21 protein-coding genes are annotated in these 23,263 nt (G+C 71.2%); 14 read left to right on the top strand and 7 right to left on the bottom strand.

What is annotated here, in order from left to right:
- Window positions 1-6: 6 nt before the first annotated feature.
- Window positions 7-1,173: a LysM peptidoglycan-binding domain-containing protein gene (locus N553_RS0110675; RefSeq protein WP_028046506.1), complete on the bottom strand. Its 1,167-nt coding sequence runs from the start codon at window positions 1,171-1,173 to the stop codon at window positions 7-9.
- 144 nt (window positions 1,174-1,317) lie between these two features.
- Between N553_RS0110675 and N553_RS0110670 the strand changes: the two genes are divergently transcribed.
- Window positions 1,318-1,731, top strand: a complete 414-nt coding sequence (locus N553_RS0110670) for an Rv2175c family DNA-binding protein (protein WP_028046505.1) — start codon at window positions 1,318-1,320, stop codon at window positions 1,729-1,731.
- A 103-nt stretch (window positions 1,732-1,834) separates the two neighbouring features.
- Here the strand turns inward: N553_RS0110670 and N553_RS0110665 are convergent, their stop codons facing one another.
- Together N553_RS0110665 and N553_RS25395 are read right to left on the bottom strand one after the other, a co-directional pair.
- Complete coding sequence (locus N553_RS0110665) at window positions 1,835-2,962, bottom strand: polyprenyl synthetase family protein (RefSeq protein WP_028046504.1); 1,128 nt, start codon at window positions 2,960-2,962, stop codon at window positions 1,835-1,837.
- Window positions 2,963-2,972: 10 nt separating this feature from the next.
- Window positions 2,973-3,506 (bottom strand): hypothetical protein, encoded by a 534-nt coding sequence (locus N553_RS25395; RefSeq protein WP_051640070.1) that lies wholly within the window; start codon window positions 3,504-3,506, stop codon window positions 2,973-2,975.
- A gap of 152 nt (window positions 3,507-3,658) precedes the next feature.
- Between N553_RS25395 and N553_RS0110655 the strand changes: the two genes are divergently transcribed.
- From N553_RS0110655 to N553_RS0110645, 3 genes are all read left to right on the top strand, one after another.
- Window positions 3,659-4,777: a DUF4192 domain-containing protein gene (locus tag N553_RS0110655; RefSeq protein WP_028046503.1), complete on the top strand. Its 1,119-nt coding sequence runs from the start codon at window positions 3,659-3,661 to the stop codon at window positions 4,775-4,777.
- 105 nt (window positions 4,778-4,882) lie between these two features.
- Window positions 4,883-5,272, top strand: coding sequence for a universal stress protein (locus N553_RS0110650; RefSeq protein WP_028046502.1), 390 nt, complete (start codon window positions 4,883-4,885; stop codon window positions 5,270-5,272).
- 202 nt (window positions 5,273-5,474) lie between these two features.
- Window positions 5,475-7,058 carry an RNA polymerase sigma factor gene (locus N553_RS0110645; protein WP_028046501.1) on the top strand — a complete coding sequence of 528 codons (1,584 nt, stop codon included), beginning with the start codon at window positions 5,475-5,477 and terminating at the stop codon, window positions 7,056-7,058.
- 332 nt (window positions 7,059-7,390) lie between these two features.
- Here N553_RS0110645 and N553_RS0110640 read toward each other — a convergent pair whose 3' ends face one another.
- Entirely contained in the window at window positions 7,391-7,600 is a 210-nt protein-coding gene (locus tag N553_RS0110640) for a hypothetical protein (protein ID WP_197030013.1), read from the bottom strand.
- 237 nt (window positions 7,601-7,837) lie between these two features.
- Between N553_RS0110640 and N553_RS0110635 the strand changes: the two genes are divergently transcribed.
- From N553_RS0110635 to N553_RS22235, 3 genes are all read left to right on the top strand, one after another.
- Window positions 7,838-9,964 (top strand): type IIA DNA topoisomerase subunit B, encoded by a 2,127-nt coding sequence (locus N553_RS0110635; protein WP_028046499.1) that lies wholly within the window; start codon window positions 7,838-7,840, stop codon window positions 9,962-9,964.
- Between the two features lie 58 nt (window positions 9,965-10,022).
- Complete coding sequence (locus N553_RS0110630; protein WP_081844556.1) at window positions 10,023-11,072, top strand: GNAT family N-acetyltransferase; 1,050 nt, start codon at window positions 10,023-10,025, stop codon at window positions 11,070-11,072.
- A gap of 122 nt (window positions 11,073-11,194) precedes the next feature.
- Window positions 11,195-11,980, top strand: coding sequence for a lysoplasmalogenase (locus tag N553_RS22235; RefSeq protein ID WP_051640069.1), 786 nt, complete (start codon window positions 11,195-11,197; stop codon window positions 11,978-11,980).
- Here N553_RS22235 and N553_RS0110620 read toward each other — a convergent pair.
- Complete coding sequence (locus N553_RS0110620) at window positions 11,952-14,426, bottom strand: DNA topoisomerase (ATP-hydrolyzing) subunit A (protein ID WP_028046497.1); 2,475 nt, start codon at window positions 14,424-14,426, stop codon at window positions 11,952-11,954. The two genes, N553_RS22235 and N553_RS0110620, sit on opposite strands and share 29 nt — an antisense overlap.
- A gap of 113 nt (window positions 14,427-14,539) precedes the next feature.
- On the opposite strand from N553_RS0110620, the gene N553_RS0110615 reads away from it, so the two are divergent.
- From N553_RS0110615 to N553_RS0110600, 4 genes are read left to right on the top strand one after another with little or no spacing between them, the layout of a single operon-like run.
- On the top strand, window positions 14,540-17,224 hold the full coding sequence (locus N553_RS0110615) for a GNAT family N-acetyltransferase (RefSeq protein ID WP_028046496.1): 2,685 nt from the start codon (window positions 14,540-14,542) through the stop codon (window positions 17,222-17,224).
- 59 nt (window positions 17,225-17,283) lie between these two features.
- Complete coding sequence (locus N553_RS0110610) at window positions 17,284-17,859, top strand: DUF5998 family protein (protein WP_028046495.1); 576 nt, start codon at window positions 17,284-17,286, stop codon at window positions 17,857-17,859.
- Window positions 17,856-19,052, top strand: coding sequence for an alkaline phosphatase family protein (locus N553_RS0110605; RefSeq protein ID WP_028046494.1), 1,197 nt, complete (start codon window positions 17,856-17,858; stop codon window positions 19,050-19,052). Before N553_RS0110610 ends, N553_RS0110605 begins: the two co-directional genes overlap by 4 nt.
- Window positions 19,053-19,093: 41 nt before the next feature.
- Window positions 19,094-19,744 (top strand): thymidine kinase, encoded by a 651-nt coding sequence (locus N553_RS0110600; RefSeq protein WP_028046493.1) that lies wholly within the window; start codon window positions 19,094-19,096, stop codon window positions 19,742-19,744.
- Between the two features lie 4 nt (window positions 19,745-19,748).
- Here the strand turns inward: N553_RS0110600 and sepH are convergent, their stop codons facing one another.
- Window positions 19,749-20,813 (bottom strand): septation protein SepH, encoded by a 1,065-nt coding sequence (gene sepH / locus N553_RS0110595; RefSeq protein ID WP_028046492.1) that lies wholly within the window; start codon window positions 20,811-20,813, stop codon window positions 19,749-19,751.
- Between the two features lie 122 nt (window positions 20,814-20,935).
- Between sepH and N553_RS22230 the strand changes: the two genes are divergently transcribed.
- Both N553_RS22230 and N553_RS0110585 read left to right on the top strand, forming a co-directional pair.
- On the top strand, window positions 20,936-21,742 hold the full coding sequence (locus N553_RS22230; protein ID WP_051640150.1) for an inositol monophosphatase family protein: 807 nt from the start codon (window positions 20,936-20,938) through the stop codon (window positions 21,740-21,742).
- Window positions 21,743-21,893: 151 nt separating this feature from the next.
- On the top strand, window positions 21,894-22,193 hold the full coding sequence (locus N553_RS0110585) for a DUF4193 domain-containing protein (protein ID WP_028046491.1): 300 nt from the start codon (window positions 21,894-21,896) through the stop codon (window positions 22,191-22,193).
- Between the two features lie 70 nt (window positions 22,194-22,263).
- On the opposite strand, the gene N553_RS0110580 is transcribed toward N553_RS0110585, so the two are convergent.
- Window positions 22,264-22,746, bottom strand: a complete 483-nt coding sequence (locus tag N553_RS0110580) for a DUF3093 domain-containing protein (RefSeq protein WP_028046490.1) — start codon at window positions 22,744-22,746, stop codon at window positions 22,264-22,266.
- Between the two features lie 39 nt (window positions 22,747-22,785).
- Here N553_RS0110580 and dut point away from each other — a divergent pair, with 39 nt between their 5' ends.
- Window positions 22,786-23,256 carry a dUTP diphosphatase gene (gene dut, locus N553_RS0110575; RefSeq protein WP_028046489.1) on the top strand — a complete coding sequence of 157 codons (471 nt, stop codon included), beginning with the start codon at window positions 22,786-22,788 and terminating at the stop codon, window positions 23,254-23,256.
- The last annotated feature ends 7 nt before the right edge of the window (window positions 23,257-23,263 follow it).

Below are 23,263 nucleotides of genomic sequence, written 5' to 3'. Positions count from 1 at the left end.
CCGCTCTCAGCGGAAGCGCGTCATGTGGGTCTGCACGTTCGCGACGTACCGACGCGTGTCGGCGAACATGCCATTGCGCTTCACGGACGTCGCGCCCTGGTAGTAACCGGCGATCGCCGTCGGCAGGTCGGGCGCGCTGTTGACGAGCGAGCGCAGGATGGCGACGCCGGCGACGACGTTGTCGTCAGGGTCGACGAGGTTCAGCTGGCGGCCGACGAGCTCGGACGCCCAGACGCCGGAGCTCGGGATGACCTGCATGGCCCCGATGGCGTTCGCCGGCGAGACGACCGCGTGGTTGAAGCCCGACTCCTGGAACGCAACAGCCTGGGCGAGCGCGGGATCGACACCCATGGCGGTGGCTGCGGCGGCGATCTTGGCCTGCATCTGCGCCTTGGACGGCGTTGCCGTGCCGCTCAACGTCGCCAGGTTCGCGTTGGCCGCGGCGACGACCGGGTCCGAGTACGTGCGGCCCGCGAAGGTGTTGCCGACGCCGGCCGACGTCGGCGCTGTCGCGGCCACAGGGACGGTGAGCGTCTGCCCGATGCGTATCCGGGCGCGCGCGTCGAGACCGTTGGCCGCGACGATCGCGTCGATCGAGGAACCGATCTTCTTCGCGACCGACGACACGGTGTCCCCGGACCGAACCACGTAGGCGGTCGAGCTGGCGGCGGCTGGTGCCGCGACGGCGACCGGAGCCTGTGCCGCAGCCGCGCCGGGAATGGTCAGCGACTGTCCGATGCGGATCGTCGCACGCGCGTTCAGACCGTTCGCCTCGACGATCGACCGAACGGTCGTGCCGTACTTCGCCGCGATACGGCCGACGGTGTCGCCCGACACCACGCTGTAGCCCACGGGCTGCGCAACGACAACCGGCGCAGCGGCCGCGGCGACCGGCTGCGAGCTGGCGGCCGCACCCGTCGGGATGGTGAGGACCTGGCCGATGCGGATGCGGGAGACGTCCGCCAGCGCGTTCGCACGGGCGATGGCACTCACCGTGCTGCCGTTACGGGTCGCGATGTGGCTGACGGTGTCGCCAGACCGGACCGTGTACTGCTGGTCGGCACTGGCGGCTCCAGCCGTGGCCGTCGCTGCAGCCGCGACCAGCGCGAGCGCGCCCGTACTGGTGGCGGCGCGGCGGAGCCCGACGGAGCGGGCTGCAGCGGACTGGGACATGGAGGGCACCTCGTGTGACAGAAGTTAACGAAAGTTTCCTGAGTGACAGGAGTGACAGAAAATGACGGTAGCCCACCGAATCCCGCCTGGAAAGCGCGCGCGTGAATTGCCAGGGTGTAATTCCCGGATGCGTACTCTGGTCGGGTGAACGCATCAACAGACGCCCTCGACCTCCTCGTCGGTGAGTGGCTCACCGTCCCCGACGTCGCCGCGCGCCTCGGCACCGATCCCTCCAAGGTCCGCCGGATCGTCCAGGAACGTCGAGTCGTCGGCGCCCGCCGTGGCGATCCCCGCGTGTTCTCGATCCCCGCGCTGTTCCTCGTGCCCGGGCACCTGGCGAATCCCGCGCAGCCCACGCAGCCTGACGCGCACGAGCCGTGGACCGTCCTCGCGTCGCTCCAGGGCACGCTGACCGTCCTGTCCGACGCCGGGTTCTCCGACGAGCAAGCGATCGAGTGGCTGTTCACGGAACAGGACTCGTTGCCCGGGACGCCGATCGACGCACTCAGGTCGGGGCGCAAGACCGAGATCCGACGACTGGCCGCGGCCGAGCTCTGACAGCTCGAAGCCCGCGTTCTCCGGCTTGTTGGTGAACGGCGGGGCCGACGGGCCTGAGGCGCGTCGGTCTACCGCTGTGTTGGTGAGCGGCGGCCGACGGGCCTCAGGCGCGTCGGTCTACGGCCGCGTGGGCCAGCCCGACCAGCTGGCTTCGCGCCGGATCGGGCCAGCTGCGCGCGTCGATGAGCGTGAACGCGGTGCCCGCGAGCTGGTCGATCAGCGCCTCGATGTCCTCCGGCGCCCCGGTGGCCTTGATCGCGTCTGCCAGCTGGGTGACGTCGGTGTCGGTGAGGGTCCGGTCTCCAAGGCGGGTGCGCAGGAGCGTGACGGTCTCCTGGTCACCGACGGCTCGCGCCCGCGCCACAGCGCGCGCCGCGAGGACGGTCCGCTTCCCCTCGCGCAGGTCGTCACCCGAGGGCTTGCCGGTCGTGATCGGGTCGCCGAACACGCCGAGCAGGTCGTCCCGTAGCTGGTACGCCTCGCCGAGGGGTAGTCCGAGAGCCCGGCACGCCGCGAGGTCCCGCTCGTCCGCGTCGGCGAGGGCCGCGCCGAGCGTGATCGGGTGCTCGACGCTGTACCGAGCGGCCTTCGCACGGATGACCTCTCGGGCACGGACCTCGTCGGCCTCCGGGGCGTCGCCCCACGGGAGCGCCTGCGCGAGCACGTCGAGGTACTGGCCGACCGTCACCTCCGTGCGCATCAGGTCGAACACCGCCCGCGCTTTCGCGGCCCGGGGTCCGGGCTGGTCTACCAGCGCGCCCGCGAACTCCTGCTCGCTGCCCACGAGCGTCAGGTCACCCAGGAGGATTGCTGCGGACGCCCCGAACCGTTCGGCGTCGCCGGTCAGGCCCTGCTCGGCGTGCAGGCGCGCGAAGGCGCGGTGGGCCGCCGGGAAGCCGCGTCTGGTGTCGGAGTCGTCCATGACGTCGTCGTGGAACAGGGCGGCCGCCTGGAACAGCTCGAGCGCGGCCCCCACCTGGATGACGGCGTCGGCCTCAGGGCCGCCGGACTGGCCTCCGTGTGCACGCCACGACCAGTAGCAGAACGCGGCACGCAGTCGCTTTCCGCCGGACAGCATCTGTGCGACGGCGTCCGCCAGGCGGTCGGAGTCGCTGCTCGCCTCGGCCAGGACGACGCGCAGCTGGGCGACGTGACGCGACAGGACCGCATCGACACGGGCGCGGACGTCCTCGACGTCGACGAGAGCGGAGGCCTGGGTCGGGGGAGTCACGCCGGGCAGCCTACGGCGATGCCGTCCTCACGCGCCCACCGAGGGTCATCGTGCGGGCGCCGTCCCGATCGAGGATGCCGACCACGAGCAGCTCGGAGCCGTCGCCGCGCGAGAAGGTGGCCTGTGCTGCGAGGGCTGGCTCGACCACCGGGGGTGTACCGGCGACGAAACCCGCCGCGACGAGGGGCGCACTGACGGCGGCGAGCAGGCCTGCGGAGTCCTGGTCGGAACTCAGGTTCAGGCTCACCGCGGTGAGGTCGGTGCCCACCACCGGTTCCGCCGACGACACGAGCACCTCGGCACCGGCGGGCACCGGGATCAGGTCGGCGGGAAACCCCTCGACCACCTCTCCGACGGCGGAGTGGGTGCTCTCCGTCCCCGGGAGAAGCGACTCCGTCGGGCTGGGCGACGCGACGACTGTTGTCGGTCCCGTGGAAGCCGGGGCACTCGGGGTGCTCGTGGTGCAGCCCGTCGCACACAGCAAGGTCGCGGCCGTTGCAGCGAGTGCAGCTGCGTGCGCAAGAGGCGTCGACCGGCGGGGCATGTGGCCAGGTTATCGGGCGATGCGGCCTGCCCGAGCACCGCAGAGGCCGGTTCGAACCGGCCGACGCGACCACACCCCCGGACCCTTGCCGTTCTCCCCACAGATCCCTCCCGGGTCGTCCGCCGACGCCAGCGAGACGGTGGGCTAGGGCCATGGAGATCACCACAGTCCGCATGAGTGAACCTCGCGAGCTGCTCGCGCTGGTGCCGCACCGCCTCGGGTTCCGACCGCGTGACAGTGCTGTCGCCGTCAGCCTCCGGGCGCCGCGAGGTCGAGTAGGGCTGGTCGTGCGGGTAGACCTTCCCCACCTCGCCGACCCCAAGGAGGGTCCCGCGCTCGCTCGCCGGCTGCTGGCGTACCTCGGCCGTGACGAGGCCACGCATGCCGTCGTCGTGCTCTACACGGACGCCGATCCGCGTCCTGGCACCGGTGACGCGCAGCGGGCCGCGGAGCACTTCCGCGATGCGGCCGAGCCCTCGCTCGGGGCCATCCCGGTGTGGGTCGTCACTGCCACCGGATACCTCTCGCTCGACTGCGTGGACGACTGCTGCCCACCCGGTGGCCGGACCCTTGTCGATCTCGACTCGACGCAGATCGGTGCGCAGCTGGTGCTCGCCGGCTCTGCGGTGGCCGACTCCCGGGAGGACATAGCCCGCATCCGGTCTGCCGGTGCCGAGCGTCGGCGATCGGTCGCACGAGCCCGACGTCGATGGGAGAGCCGTCGTGAGGAGGCTTTGGTGGGTGGTCCTGAGGCCGTGTCGTCGTGGCGGCTCGACTCGGTCGTCGCCTGGCGCGAGGTCGTGCGGCGGATGTCGGCTCCCGAGCATCCTGGCACGCGAGTGCCGTGGGGGAGGCTCGAGGCGGGTCTCGACGACCGCCAGGTCCGTGACGCGGTCCTCGTCGCTCTCGTGCCCGGCACCGGCGATCTCGCAGAACGCTCGGTGGGCACAGGAGTCGACGACGTCGATGCAGCGCTCGGCGCCGCGATGGCGAAGATCATCGACCCGAAGCATGCCGTGGCGCCGGCTGAACCGGAGACCACGGCGCACGTCCGCGCGCTCGAAGGTGTGGTTGCCCACGGCCGAGCCGGCGCCCAGGCGCCGGCTCTGACGCTCCTCGCTCTTCTGGCGTGGTGGCGCGGCGACGGCGCGCGCGCTCGTCTGCTGCTCGATGGAGCGCTCGACGCCGACGCCGGCTATCGGCTCGGCGCGCTCCTCGACGACGCGCTCGGCGCGGCCATCCCACCGGGCTGGGTGCGGCGATCGGGCTGAGCTCGGGTCCGCGACGGGAACGGAACGTCCGACGATGCGGTCGTGGTGCAGGCCCGCCTCCGGTACGGTCACGGAGAGCCGTGTCGCCGTGGACGGGAGAGACCAGTGGGAATAGTGGTGGGGTATCTGGCCACCCCCGAAGGTCGGGCTGCGCTCGATGCGGCGGTCGACGAGGCGCAACGGCGTCAGACGCCCGTCGTCGTGGTGGTGAGCGCGCGTCCGGGGGAGCCGGAGAGTGAACGTGCGGCCGTGGAGGCCGAGCTCGACGAGGTCCGATCACGCCTTGCCGAGGTCGGGATCGAGCACGACGTCCGGCTCCTGGAGAGCGGTGACGTCGCGGACGACCTGATCGCGACGGCAGAGCAGGTGGACGCGCAGCTCATCGTCCTGGGCCTTCGTCGGCGCAGCCCGGTGGGCAAGCTCATCCTCGGTGCGAACGCGCAGCGTGTCTTGTTCGACGCAGCGTGCCCCGTCCTCACGGTGAAGCCCAGCTGACCGCTACGGACGCGACGCGCCCGATGTCTCCTGCGGGAATCTCTGGGCCGTCTCGTTCGTTGTGAGCGTGCATCCCCGCAAAAACCGCCCTCGGCGGGTGTGCCGTCGCGCCTCAGGGAACGGCGAGAGGTCCGTGAGGTCGGTACAATATCTATCTAGACTCCCGGCCCCCTCCCGGTGTCGCGTTGCCGAAAGGTCGTTCGTGTCGTCCCAGACCCCGCACCCCGCACTTCCGCGTGAGTTCGAGCACCCTGCGTTGCAGGAGCTCGTTCTTCGCGGCCGCACGCACGGCACGGTTGCTGCCGAGGATCTGCGCACCGCGTGCGAGCAGGCAGACGTCCAGGACGCCAAGCGCTTGCGCGCTGTCGTCCGCGGCCTCGCTACGGCGGGCATCGGCGTAGCTGAGCCGGTCGTCGTGGCAGCTCCAAAGCCTGCTCGCGTCGCCGCTGCCACCAGCGCCAAGGCGCGACCGACCGCGAAGGCAGTCGTCGCCGCAGAGGAAGGCGCGACGGCGACGACTCGTCGTCGCACGACCGCGGCAGCAGATCCCGCCGCCGGCGCACCTGCCGCGAAGCCCAAGACCACGCGCGCCAAGGCCGCACCCGCAGCCAAGGCAGCCCCCGTGGCCAAGGGCGAGCCGTCCGAGGACGTGCCCGTCGATGGTGAGGAGATCGACCTCGAGGACATCGAGGTCGTCGACGTCGTCGCCGAGGTGACCGAGGTCGTCGAAGCCGTGGCGGGCGCCGACGAGGACGACGAGTCCGAGGACGGCGACAAGAAGCCGGCGGCCAAGGAGGAGGAGTCCGAGGACAGCGGCTTCGTCTACTCCGACGCCGACGACGACGACGCACCGGCCCAGCAGGTCGTGACCGCCGGCGCCACCGCCGACCCGGTCAAGGACTACCTGAAGCAGATCGGCAAGGTCGCGCTGCTGAACGCCGAGCAGGAGGTGGACCTGGCCAAGCGGATCGAGGCGGGCCTGTTCGCCGACGAGCGGCTCAACGCAGGCGTCGCGATGGAGCCGAAGATCAAGCGCGAGCTCGAGTGGATCGCGAACGACGGCCGGCGCGCCAAGAACCACCTGCTCGAGGCGAACCTGCGGCTCGTCGTGTCGCTGGCCAAGCGCTACACGGGCCGCGGCATGCTGTTCCTGGACCTGATCCAGGAGGGCAACCTCGGTCTGATCCGCGCGGTCGAGAAGTTCGACTACACCAAGGGCTACAAGTTCTCGACCTACGCCACGTGGTGGATCCGGCAGGCGATCACTCGCGCCATGGCCGACCAGGCGCGCACGATCCGCATCCCCGTGCACATGGTCGAGGTCATCAACAAGCTCGCGCGCGTGCAGCGCCAGATGCTCCAGGACCTGGGCCGCGAGCCCACCCCGGAGGAGCTGGCCAAGGAGCTCGACATGACTCCCGAGAAGGTTGTCGAGGTCCAGAAGTACGGCCGCGAACCCATCTCGCTGCACACTCCGCTCGGCGAGGACGGTGACAGCGAGTTCGGTGACCTCATCGAGGACTCCGAGGCTGTCGTCCCCGCTGACGCTGTCAGCTTCACGCTCCTGCAGGAGCAGCTGCACCAGGTGCTCGACACGCTCTCCGAGCGCGAGGCCGGTGTCGTGTCCATGCGGTTCGGCCTGACCGATGGCCAGCCCAAGACGCTCGACGAGATCGGCAAGGTCTACGGAGTCACGCGCGAGCGGATCCGCCAGATCGAGTCGAAGACCATGTCGAAGCTCCGCCACCCGTCGCGGTCGCAGGTGCTCAGGGACTACCTGGACTGACGAACGCGGTCGCGGCAGCGCGACAGCGGACCGAACGCAAGAACGAGGCCCGGACCACACGGTCCGGGCCTCGTCCTCTGTGCGGTGCAGCCGCGGCAATGAGGCGGCGTTGGCGTTGGCACGAACAGCGCCGTGAACGCGTCGGAGTCGTTGATCCCCGATCTCCACGATACGGACCAGACGCCGTGGGCGAGGTCCCCGGTCCGGTGGTCTGGACGGTGCGCGACCGGCCTCTGGCTACCGTCCGCCGCTCGTGCGAGGGCACGACGAAACGAGGCCCGGACCAGTACGGTCCGGGCCTCGTCGCCGGTATCTTTGCGGTGCCTGGGCGATCAGCTCGCGGCGCCGGCTCCCGCACCGTGCTCGGCCAGCAGACGATCGGTCTCGTCCTGCACATGGGTAGCCAGCTCGGCGAACTTCGGGGCGTGCTCGCGCGCGTGGTGCGCACAGAACAACAGCTCCCCGACCGGGAGAATCACCCGGACATAGGCCTGCGCGCCGCAGCGGTCGCAGCGGTCGGCCGCGGTCAGTGGTTGCGTCATGGTCCCCGTCACAGATCAATAGAACCATCCCGTTCCCCGTTTGATGGCACCAGAAGGGGGTGGTTCGCTTACCGCGTAGTCGACTGTGACCGTCCTGAAACAAATCGAGACATTTCGCCGGGCCGCGGGAAACACGAGGGCAATTGAGGGGCGGATCCGCGTGTCGACGGCGCTCCGCGCAGCCCACGCTCGGCATGGCATCCGGGGGTTGTCGGGGTCGGCGGATACGATCGCCCCGTGACCACGACCTCCCCCCAGTCCGGCTACACGGCTCGGCACCTGTCCGTGCTGGAGGGCCTCGAGGCGGTGCGCAAGCGCCCGGGCATGTACATCGGGACGACGGACAGTCGCGGTCTGATGCACTGCCTGTGGGAGATCATCGACAACTCGGTGGACGAGGCGTTGGCGGGCTACGGCGACCGCATCGACATCGTCCTGCACGGTGACGGGTCGGTCGAGGTGCGCGACAACGGTCGTGGCGTCCCCGTCGACGTCGAACCGAAGACGGGCCTGACGGGCGTCGAGGTCGTCTACACGAAGCTCCATGCCGGGGGAAAGTTCGGCGGAGGCTCGTACGGCGCATCAGGTGGTCTGCACGGCGTCGGCGCATCTGTCGTGAACGCACTGTCCTCGCGGCTCGACGTCGAGGTCGACCGGAACGGTCGCACGCACCGGATGGCGTTCCGCCGGGGTGAGCCCGGAACGTTCGACGACCGCACCGGCATCGGACCGGACTCGGCATTCGAGCCTTTCGTGTCCGGTTCGGAGCTCGAGCTGGGCGCCAAGGTCGCCCGCGCCAAGACCGGGACCCGTGTGCGGTACTGGGCGGACCCGCAGATCTTCCCCAAGACGGCCGTGTTCGCCTACGACGAGCTGGTCACGCGCGCACGCCAGACGAGCTTCCTGGTGCCGGGGCTGACGCTCATGGTGCGCGACGAGCGCGGTATCGCAGGGACCCCTGGCGCCGACGGGCCGCACGAGGAGACATTCCTGCACAGTGGTGGTGTCGTCGACTTCGCGGAGCACCTGGCGCCCGACCCCGCCGTCACGGACACGTGGCGGCTCACCGGCTCGGGCACGTTCCACGAGACGGTGCCCGTGCTGGACGACCGCGGTCACATGACGGCGCAGGAGGTGTCGCGACTGTGCGAGGTCGACGTGGCGCTGCGCTGGGGTACGGGCTACGACACCGAGGTGCGCAGCTTCGTCAACATCATCTCGACGCCCAAGGGCGGGACGCACCTGTCGGGGTTCGAGGCCGGTCTGCTGCGGACGCTGCGCAAGCAGGTGGACGCCAACGCGCGTCGACTGAAGATCTCGGCGCGGGACACCTCGGAGCGGATCGACAAGGAAGACGTCATGGCCGGCCTGACGGCGGTGGTGACGGTCCGCCTGGCCGAGCCGCAGTTCGAGGGGCAGACCAAGGAGGTCCTGGGGACAGGACCGGTGCGCGCGATCGTCGCGCGTGTCATCGACACCGAGCTGGGCGCGATCTTCTCCTCGCCCAAGCGGGACCACAAGGCGCAGTCCTCGCTGCTGCTGGAGAAGGTCGTCGGCGAGATGCGAGCGCGCCTGTCGGCGCGCAAGCAGAAGGAGATCTCGCGTCGCAAGAACGCGCTCGAGACGAGCTCGCTGCCGGCCAAGCTCGCCGACTGCCGCTCGGACGACGTGGGCCGCAGCGAGCTGTTCATCGTCGAGGGTGACAGCGCGCTCGGTACGGCCAAGCTGGCGCGCAGCTCGGACTTCCAGGCGTTGCTCCCGATCCGCGGCAAGATCCTCAACGTCCAGAAGGCGTCCGTGAGCGACATGCTCAAGAACGCCGAGTGCGCCGCGATCATCCAGGTGGTCGGCGCCGGATCGGGTCGTACGTTCGACCTGGAGGCGGCGCGCTACGGCAAGATCGTGCTGATGACTGACGCCGACGTCGACGGCGCTCACATCCGCACCCTGCTGCTCACGCTCCTGTTCCGGTACATGCGACCGCTCGTCGAGGACGGCCGGGTGTACGCCGCCGTGCCGCCGCTGCACCGGATCGAGGTGATCGGCGGCGGCGGGCGCAAGAACGAGTACGTCTACACGTACTCGGAGGCCGAGCTCGCGGCGACGCTGAAGAGGCTCGACAAGGCCGGCAAGCGCTACAAGGACGACATCCAGCGCTACAAGGGCCTGGGTGAGATGGACGCCGACCAGCTGGCCGAGACCACGATGGACCCGCAGCACCGCACGCTGCGCCGGGTGACGGTCGAGGGTGCGCAGCGGGCCGAGGAGATCTTCGAGCTGCTCATGGGCTCGGACGTCGCACCGCGCAAGGACTTCATCGTCGCCGGTGCCGACGGACTGGATCGCAGCCGTATCGACGCCTGAGGGCGAGGGTCCGGCATTTCCGTTGCCTGGTCCCCTCAGACAGGGGAGGGTGGAGGTCGTGCCCCCCACCGAGACCGATGCCGACGCACGCTCCGTGCCCATCGTCGACCGTGCCGCCGCCCCGGCGGAGCTGCCGTCGCTCGACGGGCTCGGCGGTCTGACGTGGCGACCGCTGACGCGTAGCGACGTGCCAGAGCTCACCCGCGCGGTCGCTGCTGTCGAGGTGGCCGACGACCTGCCGTACCGGACCTCGCTCGAAGAGGTCGACGAGTGGTTCGACGGCGACTGGAAGAACCACGAGCTCGACACGCTCGCAGGCATCGACGTCGACGGCCGGATCCGCGCCTACGCCCAGGTGAACCAGCCCCCCGGCGACACGCGTGTGGTGCGGGCGTTCCTGGAAGGCGGCGTCGACCCGCAGTGGCGCGGTCGGGGGATCGGGCGGGAGCTGCTCGGGTGGTCCGCGGGCCGCGGGCGACAGAAGATCGCCGAGTCCGGCAAGGACCTGCCCGCGCGACTCGCGGTCTTCTGCGACGACGGTGCGCTCACGACGATCCGCATGCTTGGCGCGGGCGGCTTCACCCCGACGCGGTACTACGCCGAGATGAAGCGTCCTCTCGACGTGGCCCTGCCCGACGTCCCGGCGCCGGACGGTCTCAGCCTCGTCCCGTGGTCCGCGGAGCTCGACGACCAGATCAGGCTCGCGCACAACGAGGCCTTCGCCGACCACTGGGGGAGTGAACCGAGGACCGCTGCGGAGTGGACGCAGGGTCGGAGCATGTTCGCGCCGAGCTGGAGCTTCGCGGCACTCGACGGTGCGACGGGTGAGGTCGCCGGGTACCTGATGTCCGGGCGGTACGAGCAGGACTGGGAGGTCACGGGCCACAGCACCGGCTACACCGACCTGCTCGGGGTGCGGCGCGCCTGGCGGGGCCGGCACCTCGCAGGAGCGTTGCTGAGTGCGGCGATGACCGCCTACAAGGCTGACGGCATCGAGTACGCCGAGCTGGGGGTCGACACTGCCAACCAGTCGGGTGCGCACCGGCTGTACACGAACCTCGGATACGCCGTCTTCCACAGCCGCACGCTGTACGCGATCGAGCTCTGACCGCTCACCCGGACGGCCGTGACTGCGACCGGGCCCCGCCGGGTTAACATCGAGCGCGGCGGGACGACGATGTCCCGTCGTGCTGCTGCCGGCCGACGTCGTCCGGCGTCGAGGAGGTCGTCGTGGGGCGCACGTTGTCCTGGGCCGCACGCGCGTGGGCTGCGGCCTTCGCGGCCGTCGCGCTCGTCCAGCTGTCGGCCGAGTGGGTCGGTGCGGAGGGTCTGGCCCGGGTGGGGCAGTGGGCACTGATGCCCCTGCTCGCCGGAGCACTCGTGGCGTCGACGCGATGGCCGCGCGGGCGCCTGGTCACCTGGGTGCTGGTCGCGCTCGGATTCTCGTGGCTCGGGGACCTGGTGCCGTCGTTCGTCGGGGACGACGCCGCGTTCCTCGTCATGGTGGGGTTCTTCCTGCTGGCGCAGGTCGCCTTCGTGGTTGCGTTCGCGCCGGACGCACGGCGGTCGGTTCTGCACCGGCGTCCGGTTCTCCTGCTGCCCTACGTGGCGGTGCTCGTCGGCATGGTCTCTGCGTGCGCCGAGGGGGCGGGTGACCTGCTGATCCCCGTCGCCGTGTACGGCGGCTGCCTGACCGCGATGGCGGTCCTGTCGACCGGCGTCGGGCGCCTCGCGGGCATCGGGGGTGTCGTCTTCGTCGTCTCCGACGGACTCATCGCGCTCGAGGAGTTCGTGCCGTCGTTCCACCTGCCCCACCACGACTTCTGGGTGATGTGCACCTACGTGCTCGCCCAGGCGTTGATCGCCGTCGCGGTCGTCGAGCGCAACGCCCTGCAGCGACGCCCGCCGGAGCTCGCACCGCGGCCGGCCGGCTCGAGGCCGAGCGTGCCTGACAACGTCGTCTCGATGGTCCGCGCAGCGCGGACGCTCAGCCGACCGCGTGTACCGGCGCGGTGAGGGGAGTCCCCGACATGTCACGCCGCGGGTCGAGCGCGGGCAGCTCGATCGGCTGACCGGCCGATCCGGTCGCCCATGCGGGCGCGACACCGACCCACGCGAGGATCAGGGCATCCTCGTTGCGCAGGAACCGGTGCGCGCGCACGCCGCCGGTGGCTCGGCCCTTCGCCGGGTAGACCTCGAACGGGCTGACCTTGACGGAGCCGGCCTGCGTGCCTGGCAGTGCTTCGCTCGCCCCGGCGATCGTCACCACGACCGCCTGCGCAACCTCCGAGGCGGCCACCGTGCCGAACCCGACGACCCGCTGCCCGCCGGCGAGCTTGATCCCGGCCATCCCGCCCGCTGCCCGGCCCTGGGGGCGCACCGCGGACGCGGCGAAGTGCAGGAGCGACGCGTCCGACGCCACGAGCACGACCTCGTCGGTGTCACGGACCGCGGCCGCACCGACGACCTCGTCACCGTCCTTGAGAGCGATCGCTTCCCACGCGTCGCGGTTGGCAGGGACGTCACCGGCCGCGACACGCTTGACGGTGCCCTGGACGGTGGCGAGCGCGAGCGTCGGCGCGTCCACCGCGAGCGATGTCAGCCCGACGACGCGCTCACGCGGCAGGAGCGTCACCACCTCGCCCAGCGGCACGCCGCCGGACAGGCTCGGGTTCCCGTCCGTCGGCGGCAGGGCCGGGAGGTCGAGCACGGACACGCGCACGATCCGGCCCTGCGACGTCACGACGCCGATCTCGGCGCGCGCGGTGCTCAGCACCGTCGCCGAGACGACGTCGTGCTTGGCGCGACGTGCCCCCTCGACGCGAGCAGGCAGGTCCTCGGACGCGGTCCGCGCAAGGAGGCCCGTGCCGGAGAGCAGCACCCAGCACGGTGTGTCGGCGATCTCGAGCGGTGTCGCGCTGCCGCGGGGTGCTGCGGCACCGGTGACCGACGTGCCGCCTGCGGACTCCAGGAGGATGGTGCGCCGGGGCGTCCCGTAGGTCGCGGCGACCTCGGCCATCTCGTCCGACACGAGGGTGCGCAACCGGGCCTCGTCGGCGAGGATCTCGCGGAGCTCGGCGATCTCGGTGGCCAGCTGCTCCTGCTCCTTCTCCAGCTCGATGCGTGAGAAGCGCGTCAGGCGTCGCAGCCGCAGCTCGAGGATGTACTCGGCCTGGGGCTCGGACAGGTCGAACACGCTGCGCAGCCTCGCGCGTGCCGTGTCGGCATCGTCCGACGCCCGGATGACCTGGATGACCTCGTCGATGTCGAGGATGGCGATGAGCAGACCCTCGACCAGGTGCAGGCGTTCGAGCCGTTTGGCGAGCCGGTGCTGCGACCGGCGCCGGACGACGACGAGCCGGTGCTCGACCCACACGACGAGCAGCTCGCGCAGCCCGAGCGTCTTGGGCTGGCCGGCGACGAGTGCGACGTTGTTGATGGAGAACGAGTCCTCGAGCGGCGTGAACCGGTAGAGCTGCTCCAGCACGGCCTCTGGGACGAACCCGGTCTTGACCTCGATGACCAGCCGCAGCCCGTGCGTCCGGTCGGTGAGGTCCATGGCATCGGAGATGCCGGTGAGCTTCTTGGTCTGAACGCCTTCCTTCACCTTCTCGATGACCTTCTCCGGGCCGACGCCGTACGGCAGCTCGGTGATCACGATGCCCTTGCGCTTGGGTGTGACGTTCTCGATCCGAGCCGTCGCCCGGGTGCGGAACGCACCGCGGCCCGTGCGGTACGCGTCGCGCACGCCGTCGAGGCCGACGATCTTGCCGCCCGAGGGCAGGTCCGGGCCGGGGACGAACCGGAGGAGGTCCTCGAGCGTCGCGTCCGGGTGCAGCACGAGGTGCCGGGCGGCCGCGATGACCTCGACGAGGTTGTGCGGCGCCATGTTGGTGGCCATGCCGACCGCGATGCCAGCAGCACCGTTGACCAACAGGTTCGGGATGGCCGCCGGGAGGACCTCGGGCTGCTGGAGCTTGTTGTCGTAGTTCGGCACGAAGTCGACGACGTCCTCGTCCAGACCCGTCGTCATGGCCAGGGCTGCGGGCGCCATACGGGCCTCGGTGTACCGAGGTGCTGCCGGTCCGTCGTCGAGCGATCCGAAGTTTCCGTGGCCGTCGATCAGTGGCAGCCGCAGCGAGAACGGTTGTGCGAGCCGGACCATCGCGTCGTAGATCGCCGTGTCGCCGTGCGGGTGCAGCCGTCCCATGACGTCGCCGACGACGCGGGCGGACTTCACGTACGGACGGTCGGGGCGCAGGCCCATCTCCGACATCTGGAACAGGATGCGGCGCTGCACCGGCTTGAGCCCGTCGCGTGCGTCGGGCAGGGCGCGGGAGTAGATGACGGAGTACGCGTACTCGAGGAACGAGCCCTCCATCTCCGTCGCGACGTCGATGTCGACGATGCGTTCGACGACGTCGGCGGGTGGGACGTCGGGGGTCGCGGGGCGACGCGGCATCGTTGGTGCTCCTCGGGGACGGACTGCTGTGCGGCGACCATTGTGGACCGTCCGCGCCGATCCGGGCCCCCGACAGGCCGCGGCGCGCGGAGCACCGCACTAGCCTGACGACCATGGCTGACGTCGCTGACGACGCCCCCGCGTACCCGGCAGGGTGGGAGGCGGACGTCGTGCTGCACGACGGGTCGACGACGCGTATCCGTCCGATGCTGCCCACGGACGCCGACGCGCTCCAGGCGTTCCACGTCGCGCAGTCGGAACGGTCGACCTACCTCAGGTTCTTCGCTGCCCTCGAGCGGCTCTCGGACCGCGAGCTGCAGCGCCTCGTCGTCGTGGACCACGTGGACCGGGTCGCACTCGTCGCCGTCGCGGACGTGGGCGGGACGGAGCAGATCATCGGCGTGGCGCGCTACGACCGGATCGACGACGACGACGCGGAGGTGGCGTTCAACGTCGCGGACGCGCACCAGGGCCGCGGACTGGGATCGGTCCTGCTCGAGCACCTCTCGGCGGCGGCACGGGAACGCGGGGTCCGGCGGTTCGTCGCCGAGGTGCTGCCCCAGAACGGTCGGATGATCGCGGTGTTCCGTGAAGCCGGATACGTCGTCCGGCAGCGCACCGAGGACGGCATCGTCGCTCTGAGCTTCGACATCGACCCGACGGACCGGTCGCTGGCGGTCATGGCCGATCGGGAGCACCGGGCCGAGGCCCGGTCGGTGCGGCAGCTCCTCGAGGCGAGATCGGTGGTCGTGGTCGGTCCCGGTGCTGACGACGCGACCCTCGTGGGCCGGCTCGCCGCCGCGGTCCTTGGAGACCTCCGCGCGGGGGACCCGGACCTCGTGATTCAGGCGGTCAGCGTCCCGGGAGCCGCGGCACTGAGCCTCGTCGACGTGCTCGGACCCGTCGAGCTCGCGATCGTCGCAGTGCCGCCCGACGCAGCGGCCGGAGTCGTCCGGGACCTTGCGCCGCTCGGCGTCCGTGGCGTGGTGCTCCTGAGCACCGGGTTCGCCGAGGACGGCCCTGAGGGCCTGGAACGACAGCGTGAGCTGCTCCGGGTGGCCCACGGCTCGGGGATGCGCATCGTCGGGCCCGGTTCGTACGGTCTGCTCGCGTACCGCGGGGGTTCGTTGCTGAACGCCTCCCTCGCCCAGGTGCCACCGATCGAAGGGCGCATCGGGCTGTTCTGCCAGTCGGCCCCGATGGCAGTGGCACTGCTGGCGGCGGCTCGACGTCGCGGCATCGGCCTGTCCGAGTTCGTCTCCGCAGGGCACCGCGCCGACGTCTCGGGCAACGACCTCATGCAGTTCTGGGCCGACGACGACGGCACCGACGTCGTGGGCCTGTACCTCGAGTCGATCGGGAACCCGCGCAAGTTCACCCGCGTGGCCCGTCGGCTCTCTCAGCTCAAGCCCGTGGTTGTCGTGACCGCAGGTCGGTCCGGTCAGGTGGTGCCCCCGGGGCACGCGGTCCGCGCCACGCACGCGCCGCCCCGCACGCTGGCCGAGATGCTCCGTCAGGCCGGTGTCGTCCGTGTCGACAACACGCACCAGCTCCTCGACGTGGCGCAGGTCCTGGCCCACCAGCCGCTCCCGTCGGGCCGCCGTACCTCGATCCTGGCGAGCTCGGCCGCGACCGCGGCTCTCGTGGCGGAGGCAGCGACCTCGGCAGGCCTCGTGGCGACCGGGCGTGTGGTCCTCCTGCCCGAGGATGCCCCTGCCGACCAGGTGCGGCTCGCCATCGCGGAGCTGTACGACGACCCCGAGGGCGACGTCGTCGTCGCGGTGCGCATCCCGACCGTCGGGGGACCGGATCCCGTGCTGCAGGCGGAGATCTCCACCGCGGCGGCTCGCACGGGGCGGACGACCGTCGTCTGCATGGACGAGCTGCACGGCGTGACGGCGGAGCTGACGGCGGTCGACGACGCCGGCCGCACCTGGACGGTGCCCGCCTACAGCACACCGGAGGACGGGGTCCTCGCGCTCGGCAGAGCAGCGCGGTACGCGCAGTGGAGGTCGGTGGACCGCGGCCTGCCCCTGCACCCGAGCGACGCGGACACGCGCACGGCGCGCAGCCTGGTCGCGGGCTGGTTGACGCAGGACGGCAACGTCGTGGCACTGGACCCGGCACGGGTTGCGGCGCTGCTCGCGACGGTCGGCATCGAGGTGGTGCCCTCCCACGGCGTCCATGATGCCGACGAGGCGGTGGCGGCAGCCGAACGGATCGGCTGGCCGGTCGCACTGAAGACGACCGTCTCCGCGCTGCGGCACAGGGCTGACCTCGGCGGGGTCCGGCTCGACATCGCGGACGAGGTCGAGCTGCGCGCGGACGTCCGTGAGGTCCTGCAGCTCGCAGAGGCGTTCGACAGCCCGACGGACCGACCGCCGCTCGAGGTCCAGGCGATGGCGCCGCACGGGTCAGCGTGCGTGGTGCGCTCCGTGGAGGACCCGCTGTTCGGTCCGATCATCAGCTTCGGTCTCGCCGGAGACGCATCCGAGCTGCTCGGCGACGTCGCGTACGGGGTCCCGCCGCTCACGGACGTCGACGTCGCCGAGCTGGTCCGGTCCGCGCGAGCCGCGCCCCGGCTCTTCGGGTACCGAGGCCTGCCGGTGCTCGACGTCGGGGCCCTCGAAGACCTCATCGCCCGGGTGGCCGTGCTTGCCGACGACCTGCCCGAGCTGCGCTCGCTCGAGCTCAACCCGGTCGTCGTGTCGGAACGTGGAGCGGTCGTGCTCGGCGCACGAGCCTCCGTCGCCCGCGCCGACCGAGCCGACGGCACGCGGAGGCTGTCGTCGACGTGAGCGGCGCGTCCCGATGGCTGCGCGGCACGTCCGGCCGCGACGAGTGGGAGGATGTCCCGGTGTCTGCTCCTGCCACCGATCTGCGTGTCGATCTCCACCGTGCCGGCTACTACCCGGAGCTCGTCGGTGACGTGCTCGACGTGGCCCTCGCGGACGAGGACGTCGTCGCCCACCTGGTCCATCCTGAGACGACGTTCGACGCCGCCGAGGTGCGCCGTCACGTGACGGTGCTCGTCCTGACGCCGACGCGGCTCGTGGTCGCCCACGTGGACGACCACCCGGCCGATTCCGAGCACCCGTCGGCGAGCGCGTCGGCGACCACCGAGGCGGTCCCGCTGGCGGAGCTGAAGTCGGTGGCGCTGACCCACGTGGTCGGTCAGCCCGACCAGCACAAGGCGGGCACGGGAGCTTCCGAGCTCACGCTCGTGATCGGCTGGGGCGCTGTCTCCCGCGTCGATCTGGAGCCGGCCACCTGTGGTGACCCGAGCTGCGATGCCGACCACGGGCTCACGGGCACGCTCGCACCGGACGACGTGGTCGTCCGCGTCAGCGCACTGGCCGAAGGCGCCGAGTCCGTCCGCGCAGCGACGGCGTTCGCGCGTCAGCTCTCGGCGGCCAGCGCCCGCGCACGATGACGGACCTCGAGGGTCTGGAAGAGGTCCAGGCGTCGGGTGACGCCGTCGCGGCCTTCGAGGCCGCCGACCTTGTGACGCCCAACTCGTCGTACGCCTGTCTCGGTCGGGTCCTCCCGGCGGTCGGGGGTGCGCTCGGCGCCGATGTTCCCGGCGCGGCCGAGTCGCAGGCGATCCTCGGACTGCCCACGGCGTCCCGCGTGTGCGTCGTGCTGGTCGACGGGCTCGGCTACGCCAACCTGTCCGAGCGCGCCGGGCACGCACCCTTCCTGCGGCGCGAGCTGGGTGGGTCGACGCCACTCACGAGCACGTTCCCGTCGACCACGGCCACGGCCATGGGCACGTTCGGCGTCGGCGCGCCGCCCGGCCGCACCGGGATGCTCGGTTACACGGTGCGCGACCCGGCGACGGGTCGCCTCGGCAACCTCGTCAGCTGGACCGACCTTCCGCCGGCGCGTGAGTGGCAGCGTGAGAAGACGGTGTTCGAGCACCTCAGTGGCGCCGGGATCGGCGTCACGAGCATCGGGCCGGCGCGCTTCGCCGGGTCGGGACTGACGGAGGCCGCCTTGCGGGGACCGGTCTACGTGCGGGCCGAGTCGCTCGCGGATCGGGTCGACGCCACGGTCGCGGCGTTGCGGACGCCCGGTGTCGCGTACCTCTACTGGGGCGACGTCGACAAGGCGGGCCACCATCACGGCTGGGGCTCGCTGCAGTGGGGTGACGCGCTTGCCGAGCTGGACGCCGAGCTCGGTCGTCTGGCCAGGAGCCTGCCCAGGGATGCGCTGCTGCTCGTGACGGCGGACCACGGCATGGTCGACGTCGACCTCGGTCAGCGCTGGGACGTCGCGACCCACCCGACCCTCCGCGCGGGCGTCGAGCTGGTGGCGGGGGAGCCGCGTGCGCTGCACCTGCATCTGGTGCAGGGGACGGACGCCGGCGACGTCGCCCGCCGGTGGCGTGACGTGCTCGGACCGGCCGCGGTCGTCGCCACGCGTGAGGAAGCCGTCGACCACGGGTGGTTCGGTGACGTGGCAGAGCACGTGGCTCCGATCATCGGAGACGTCGTGGTGGCCATGACGGGTCGCGCGACCGTCGTGGACTCCGCGACGCAGTCGCCAGCCTCGCTCGACCTGATCGGCGTGCACGGATCCCTGACCCGCCACGAGATGCTCGTCCCGTGCATCGTCGTCGCATGACAGCACGGTGGCGCACGGCGTCGAGAGGCGGTGCCTGACCGGTGGCCGAGCTGGTCTTCTTCTCCGGGACGATGGACTGCGGAAAGTCCACCCTGGCTCTGCAGATGCATCACAACCACGCCGCACGCGGCCGGGACGGCCTCCTCTTCACCCGGCAGGACCGTGCCGGTAAGGCCGTCATCTCGTCACGCCTGGGCCTGACGCAGGGTGCGCGCGAGGTCGAGGACTCGACGGACTTCTGGACCGATGTGATCACGCGTCGCATGCAGGGGCACCCGGTCGACTACCTGATCGGGGACGAGGCGCAGTTCTACGCCCCGGCACAGGTCGAGCAGCTGGCGCGGGTCGTCGACGAGCTCAGCGTGGACGTGTTCGCGTTCGGCATCTCGACGGACTTCCGGGCCCGCCTGTTCCCGGGAGCGGCCCGGCTGGTCGAGCTCGCGGACCGCGTCGAGGTGCTCCAGGTCATGGCGTTGTGCTGGTGTGGTGCACGCGCGACGCACAACGCCCGGACGGTCGGCGGGACGATGGTCGTCGAGGGCGAGCAGGTGGTCGTCGGCGACGTCGACTCGGTGGCCGACCAGCTCGGGTACGAGGTGCTGTGCCGCCGCCACCACATGCGCCGGATGACTGCGACGGCCGCTCGGGCCGCGTCACCCTCGGTGCAGACCCTCGACTTCGAGACGGGTTGAGTCGCTACTCGGGCTTGGCGCCGAACACGATCTCGTCCCAGCTCGGGACCTTTGCGCGGCCGCGCCGTGCGGTCCGTGGACGGTCTGCGTGCTCGTCGTGGTCGGCCGGGTCCGAGGCGTCGGGGGCGGCCGCGACGGGCGTCGGTTGCGGCACGATCGTGGGCACGGGGTAGACCACAGCCTCCTGGGCCGGATCCGCGTCGTGCGGGTGAGCGCCGGGTGACTCGGTCTGCGGACGTCCGAAGTCGAAGGCGTGCTGGGGACCGAAGCCCTCGAACTCCTCGGTGTCGTCGTCCAGCTCCATGTCCAGCGCCTGGCGCACGCCACGCCGGCCGCGCAGGTCGTCCAGGAGCGCCGCGGTCTCGGCGTGAGGGTCGGGCTCGGGCTCAGGGTCGGCGACGACTGCCGGTCCGGCCTCGGTGCGGAGGGTGGTGCCGTCCGACTGGAAGTCGAACACGACGTCACGGACGGCTGCGAGATGCCGGCGCGATATCGGCTCGTCCGCCAGCTCCGTCTCGGACAGCCAGCGCGCCTCGTCCTCGTCAGCGACGACGGTGCGCTTCGAGGGGTCGAACGTCCACCGCGCCTCCCGGTCGGTGTCGCCGACCGTGAACCGGGCGAGGACCACCCACGGACCGTTCGCGTCACGGGCGGAGTCCCACGCGAGCGAGGCGAGGTCGACACCGCGGGCAGCCAGACGGTCGGTGACCAGGTCTCCGAGGACGGGTGCGCCCATCTCCCGACCCACACGGGTGCCGCGGGCCTGCTCGGCGATGTGCTCGCGCTCGGCGAGGACCGGACCCTCGTAGCGACGGACGCGCTCGATAGGTAGACCCGCGGAGTCGGCGACCTCCTGCGTCGTGGCACCGGCGCGGATGCGGGCCTGGATCTCCCGAGGGCTGAGTGTCGCGGCGCTCTCGGCGCGCAGCTGCTCGAGCTGCGGACGGTCGCGGCGCACGGCAGCACGCAACGGTTCGTCGATGCGCAGTCGGAATCGCGCACCGTCCGGACCCACCAGGACGAGATGCTCCCCGTCCTCGTGCAGACCCACCAGCTCGAGCTCAGCCATTCGACCTCCCAGTACCTCGGGACGAGCGTGCCACTGATCTGGCTCCGAGCCGTGGACGCTGGACGGTGCGCCGCACGTGGCGCTGACAGGATGGCGACGTGACCGAACACATCCGCGCCCTGATGCACGTCGCCGAGACGGTCGCCCGTGAGGCCGGCGAGCTGATCCGCACCGGACGAGAGGGTGAAGTCTCCGTCGCCGCGACGAAGTCGAGCGCGCAGGACGTGGTCACGGCGATGGACCTCGCGTCCGAGGCCTTGCTCCGCCGCCGGCTCGCGGAGCTGCGACCGGGCGACGGGGTCCTCGGCGAGGAGGATGCGCTGACCCAGAGCTCGTCGGGGACCTGGTGGGTCGTCGATCCCATCGACGGAACGGTGAACTACCTCTACGGCCTGCCGGCGTACGCGGTGTCGGTCGCGGCGGTCACCTCTCCGGCCGGTACCGACCCGGACCCGGCAACGTGGACGGTCCTCGCGGGGTGCGTCGTCGCCCCTCAGGACGGGCGTACGTACGTGGCAGGTCTGGGGCAGGGCGCGACGCTCGACGGGCAGGCGCTGCAGGTCAACCAGGCGCAGCCGCTGATCGACTGCCTCGTCGGCACGGGGTTCGGTTACGTGGCGGCCCGGCGTCGCTCGCAAGCACGCGTGCTGGCCGAGCTGCTTCCCCAGGTACGTGACATCCGTCGCATCGGGTCCGCGGCGCTCGACCTGTGCGCACTGGCGTCGGGCGGGCTCGATCTCTACTACGAGCGAGGTCTGCAGCCCTGGGACCTCGCCGCAGGTTCCCTGATCGCACAGGAGGCCGGTGCCGTGGTCACAGGCCTGCGCGGGCAGCCTGCGGGGGAGGCCATGACGGTGGCTGGACCGCCCGCACGCGTGCACGATCTGGTCGCCTACCTCGAGGCATCGGGCGCTGACCAGGACAGTTGACCAACAAGCGCGGCGAAGAAGATGTGCCGTCACTGTTCGCGCAACGGCCAGATGTGGTGCAGAATCCCACCGCGACCGGGAACAAATCGCGGGCACGCCGCATTGTGCACGCGTACCAGTTTCCCCCAAGACACGGAGTGTGACGCCAGACATGGCTACCGACTACGACGCCCCGCGCAAGACCGAGGAGGACCTGAGCGAGGACTCGCTCCAGGAGCTCCAGGCACGGCGGTCCGACAAGAACTCGGGCGTGGTGGACGAGGACGAGACCGAGGCGGCCGAAGGGTTCGAGCTCCCAGGAGCGGACCTCTCGGGCGAAGAGCTCTCCGTGCGCGTGCTACCCCGTCAGGCCGACGAGTTCACCTGCTCGAGCTGCTTCCTGGTGCACCACCGCAGCCAGCTCGCCTACGAGCGCGACGGTCACCCCGTCTGCTCCGAGTGCGCCGCCTGACGCACCGAACCACCTGACCGGCCGGTCGCTCCTGTGGAGTGACCGGCCGTGCCGTTTTCCTGGGCCAGGGTCAGGAACCGATCAATGCCCCGGCCAGGGCCTCCGGGCGCCGCGTCGAGACGATCCAGTACGGGGTCGGGTCCAGCGGGTCCACGAGCTCGACCTTGACCGCCGTGTGGATCCAGCCCCGCAGGCACAGGTAGGCACGGGCGTCGAGGCGAGGTCCGAGCTCCGCCCGGGTCGCCGCGGAGTCCAGCGGCGACGCGGCCCCGACGAGGGTGAGCGGGATGCGTGCGCGACCTGCCTGAAGCGTCGTCGCGTCCACGCGCACGACCGGCGCGGTGCGCACGAAGACCACGACCCCGCCCACGACGGCTGCCGTGCCGACGAGGACCGCAAGGCGGACGTCGACCGGGACGAACGCGATCCCGAGCATCGAGGCGAACACGACCATCAGCACCCAGCCGAGCGGCCCCAGGGTGAGTCGCTCGGAGTACACGGTGCTCGTGGGCACGGGGGCGGGCGACGGAGCGGGGCCAGGAAAGTCGGGCATGCCCCCAGCATCCCATCCGGCCCGGTAGGGTCTGGCCCCGTGACGGCCGACCACAGCCCTGAGGTCCTGCTCCAGCTCCTGGAGCCTGACCTGCCCGAACCGTCGTACGCGCACCCGGGGGACGCGGGCGCCGACCTGGTCACGCGCATCGACGTCGTGATCCCGCCGCAGGGCCGGGTGACCGTCCCCACGGGGGTGGCCATCGCGTTGCCCGACGGCTACGCCGCGTTCGTGCACCCGCGGTCCGGGCTGGCCATGCGCCACGGTCTGACCATCGTGAACGCGCCGGGCACGGTCGACGCCGGCTACCGCGGCGAGATCGCGGTCACGTTGCTCAACACGGACGTCGAGAACGCCCTCGAGCTGCACCGTGGCGACCGGATCGCCCAGCTCGTGATCCAGCGTGTCGAGCGCGCGCGGTTCGTCGCGGTCGAGCACCTGCCCGGGTCGCACCGCGGTGCGGGCGGCTTCGGGTCCAGCGGTGGGTGGAAGGCGGCTCCGGCCGGCTAGGTGGGTC

This window comes from Cellulomonas sp. URHE0023, from assembly GCF_000688475.1.
GTDB lineage: Bacteria > Actinomycetota > Actinomycetes > Actinomycetales > Cellulomonadaceae > Cellulomonas.
The sequence above is the reverse complement of the archived record's forward strand: the minus strand, read 5'-3'. Positions and strand labels throughout refer to the sequence as shown.

What these genes read in the sequence shown, in the direction of transcription:
- N553_RS0110675 (WP_028046506.1), bottom strand. Translation starts at nt 1,173, where the DNA reads ATGTCCCAGTCCGCTGCAGCCCGCTCCGTCGGGCTCCGCCGCGCCGCC.
- N553_RS25395 (WP_051640070.1), bottom strand. Translation starts at nt 3,506, where the DNA reads ATGCCCCGCCGGTCGACGCCTCTTGCGCACGCAGCTGCACTCGCTGCA.
- N553_RS0110655 (WP_028046503.1), top strand. Translation starts at nt 3,659, where the DNA reads ATGGAGATCACCACAGTCCGCATGAGTGAACCTCGCGAGCTGCTCGCG.
- N553_RS0110640 (WP_197030013.1), bottom strand. Translation starts at nt 7,600, where the DNA reads ATGACGCAACCACTGACCGCGGCCGACCGCTGCGACCGCTGCGGCGCG.
- N553_RS0110620 (WP_028046497.1), bottom strand. Translation starts at nt 14,426, where the DNA reads ATGCCGCGTCGCCCCGCGACCCCCGACGTCCCACCCGCCGACGTCGTC.
- N553_RS0110615 (WP_028046496.1), top strand. Translation starts at nt 14,540, where the DNA reads ATGGCTGACGTCGCTGACGACGCCCCCGCGTACCCGGCAGGGTGGGAG.
- N553_RS0110605 (WP_028046494.1), top strand. Translation starts at nt 17,856, where the DNA reads ATGACGGACCTCGAGGGTCTGGAAGAGGTCCAGGCGTCGGGTGACGCC.
- sepH (WP_028046492.1), bottom strand. Translation starts at nt 20,813, where the DNA reads ATGGCTGAGCTCGAGCTGGTGGGTCTGCACGAGGACGGGGAGCATCTC.
- N553_RS22230 (WP_051640150.1), top strand. Translation starts at nt 20,936, where the DNA reads ATGCACGTCGCCGAGACGGTCGCCCGTGAGGCCGGCGAGCTGATCCGC.
- N553_RS0110585 (WP_028046491.1), top strand. Translation starts at nt 21,894, where the DNA reads ATGGCTACCGACTACGACGCCCCGCGCAAGACCGAGGAGGACCTGAGC.
- N553_RS0110580 (WP_028046490.1), bottom strand. Translation starts at nt 22,746, where the DNA reads ATGCCCGACTTTCCTGGCCCCGCTCCGTCGCCCGCCCCCGTGCCCACG.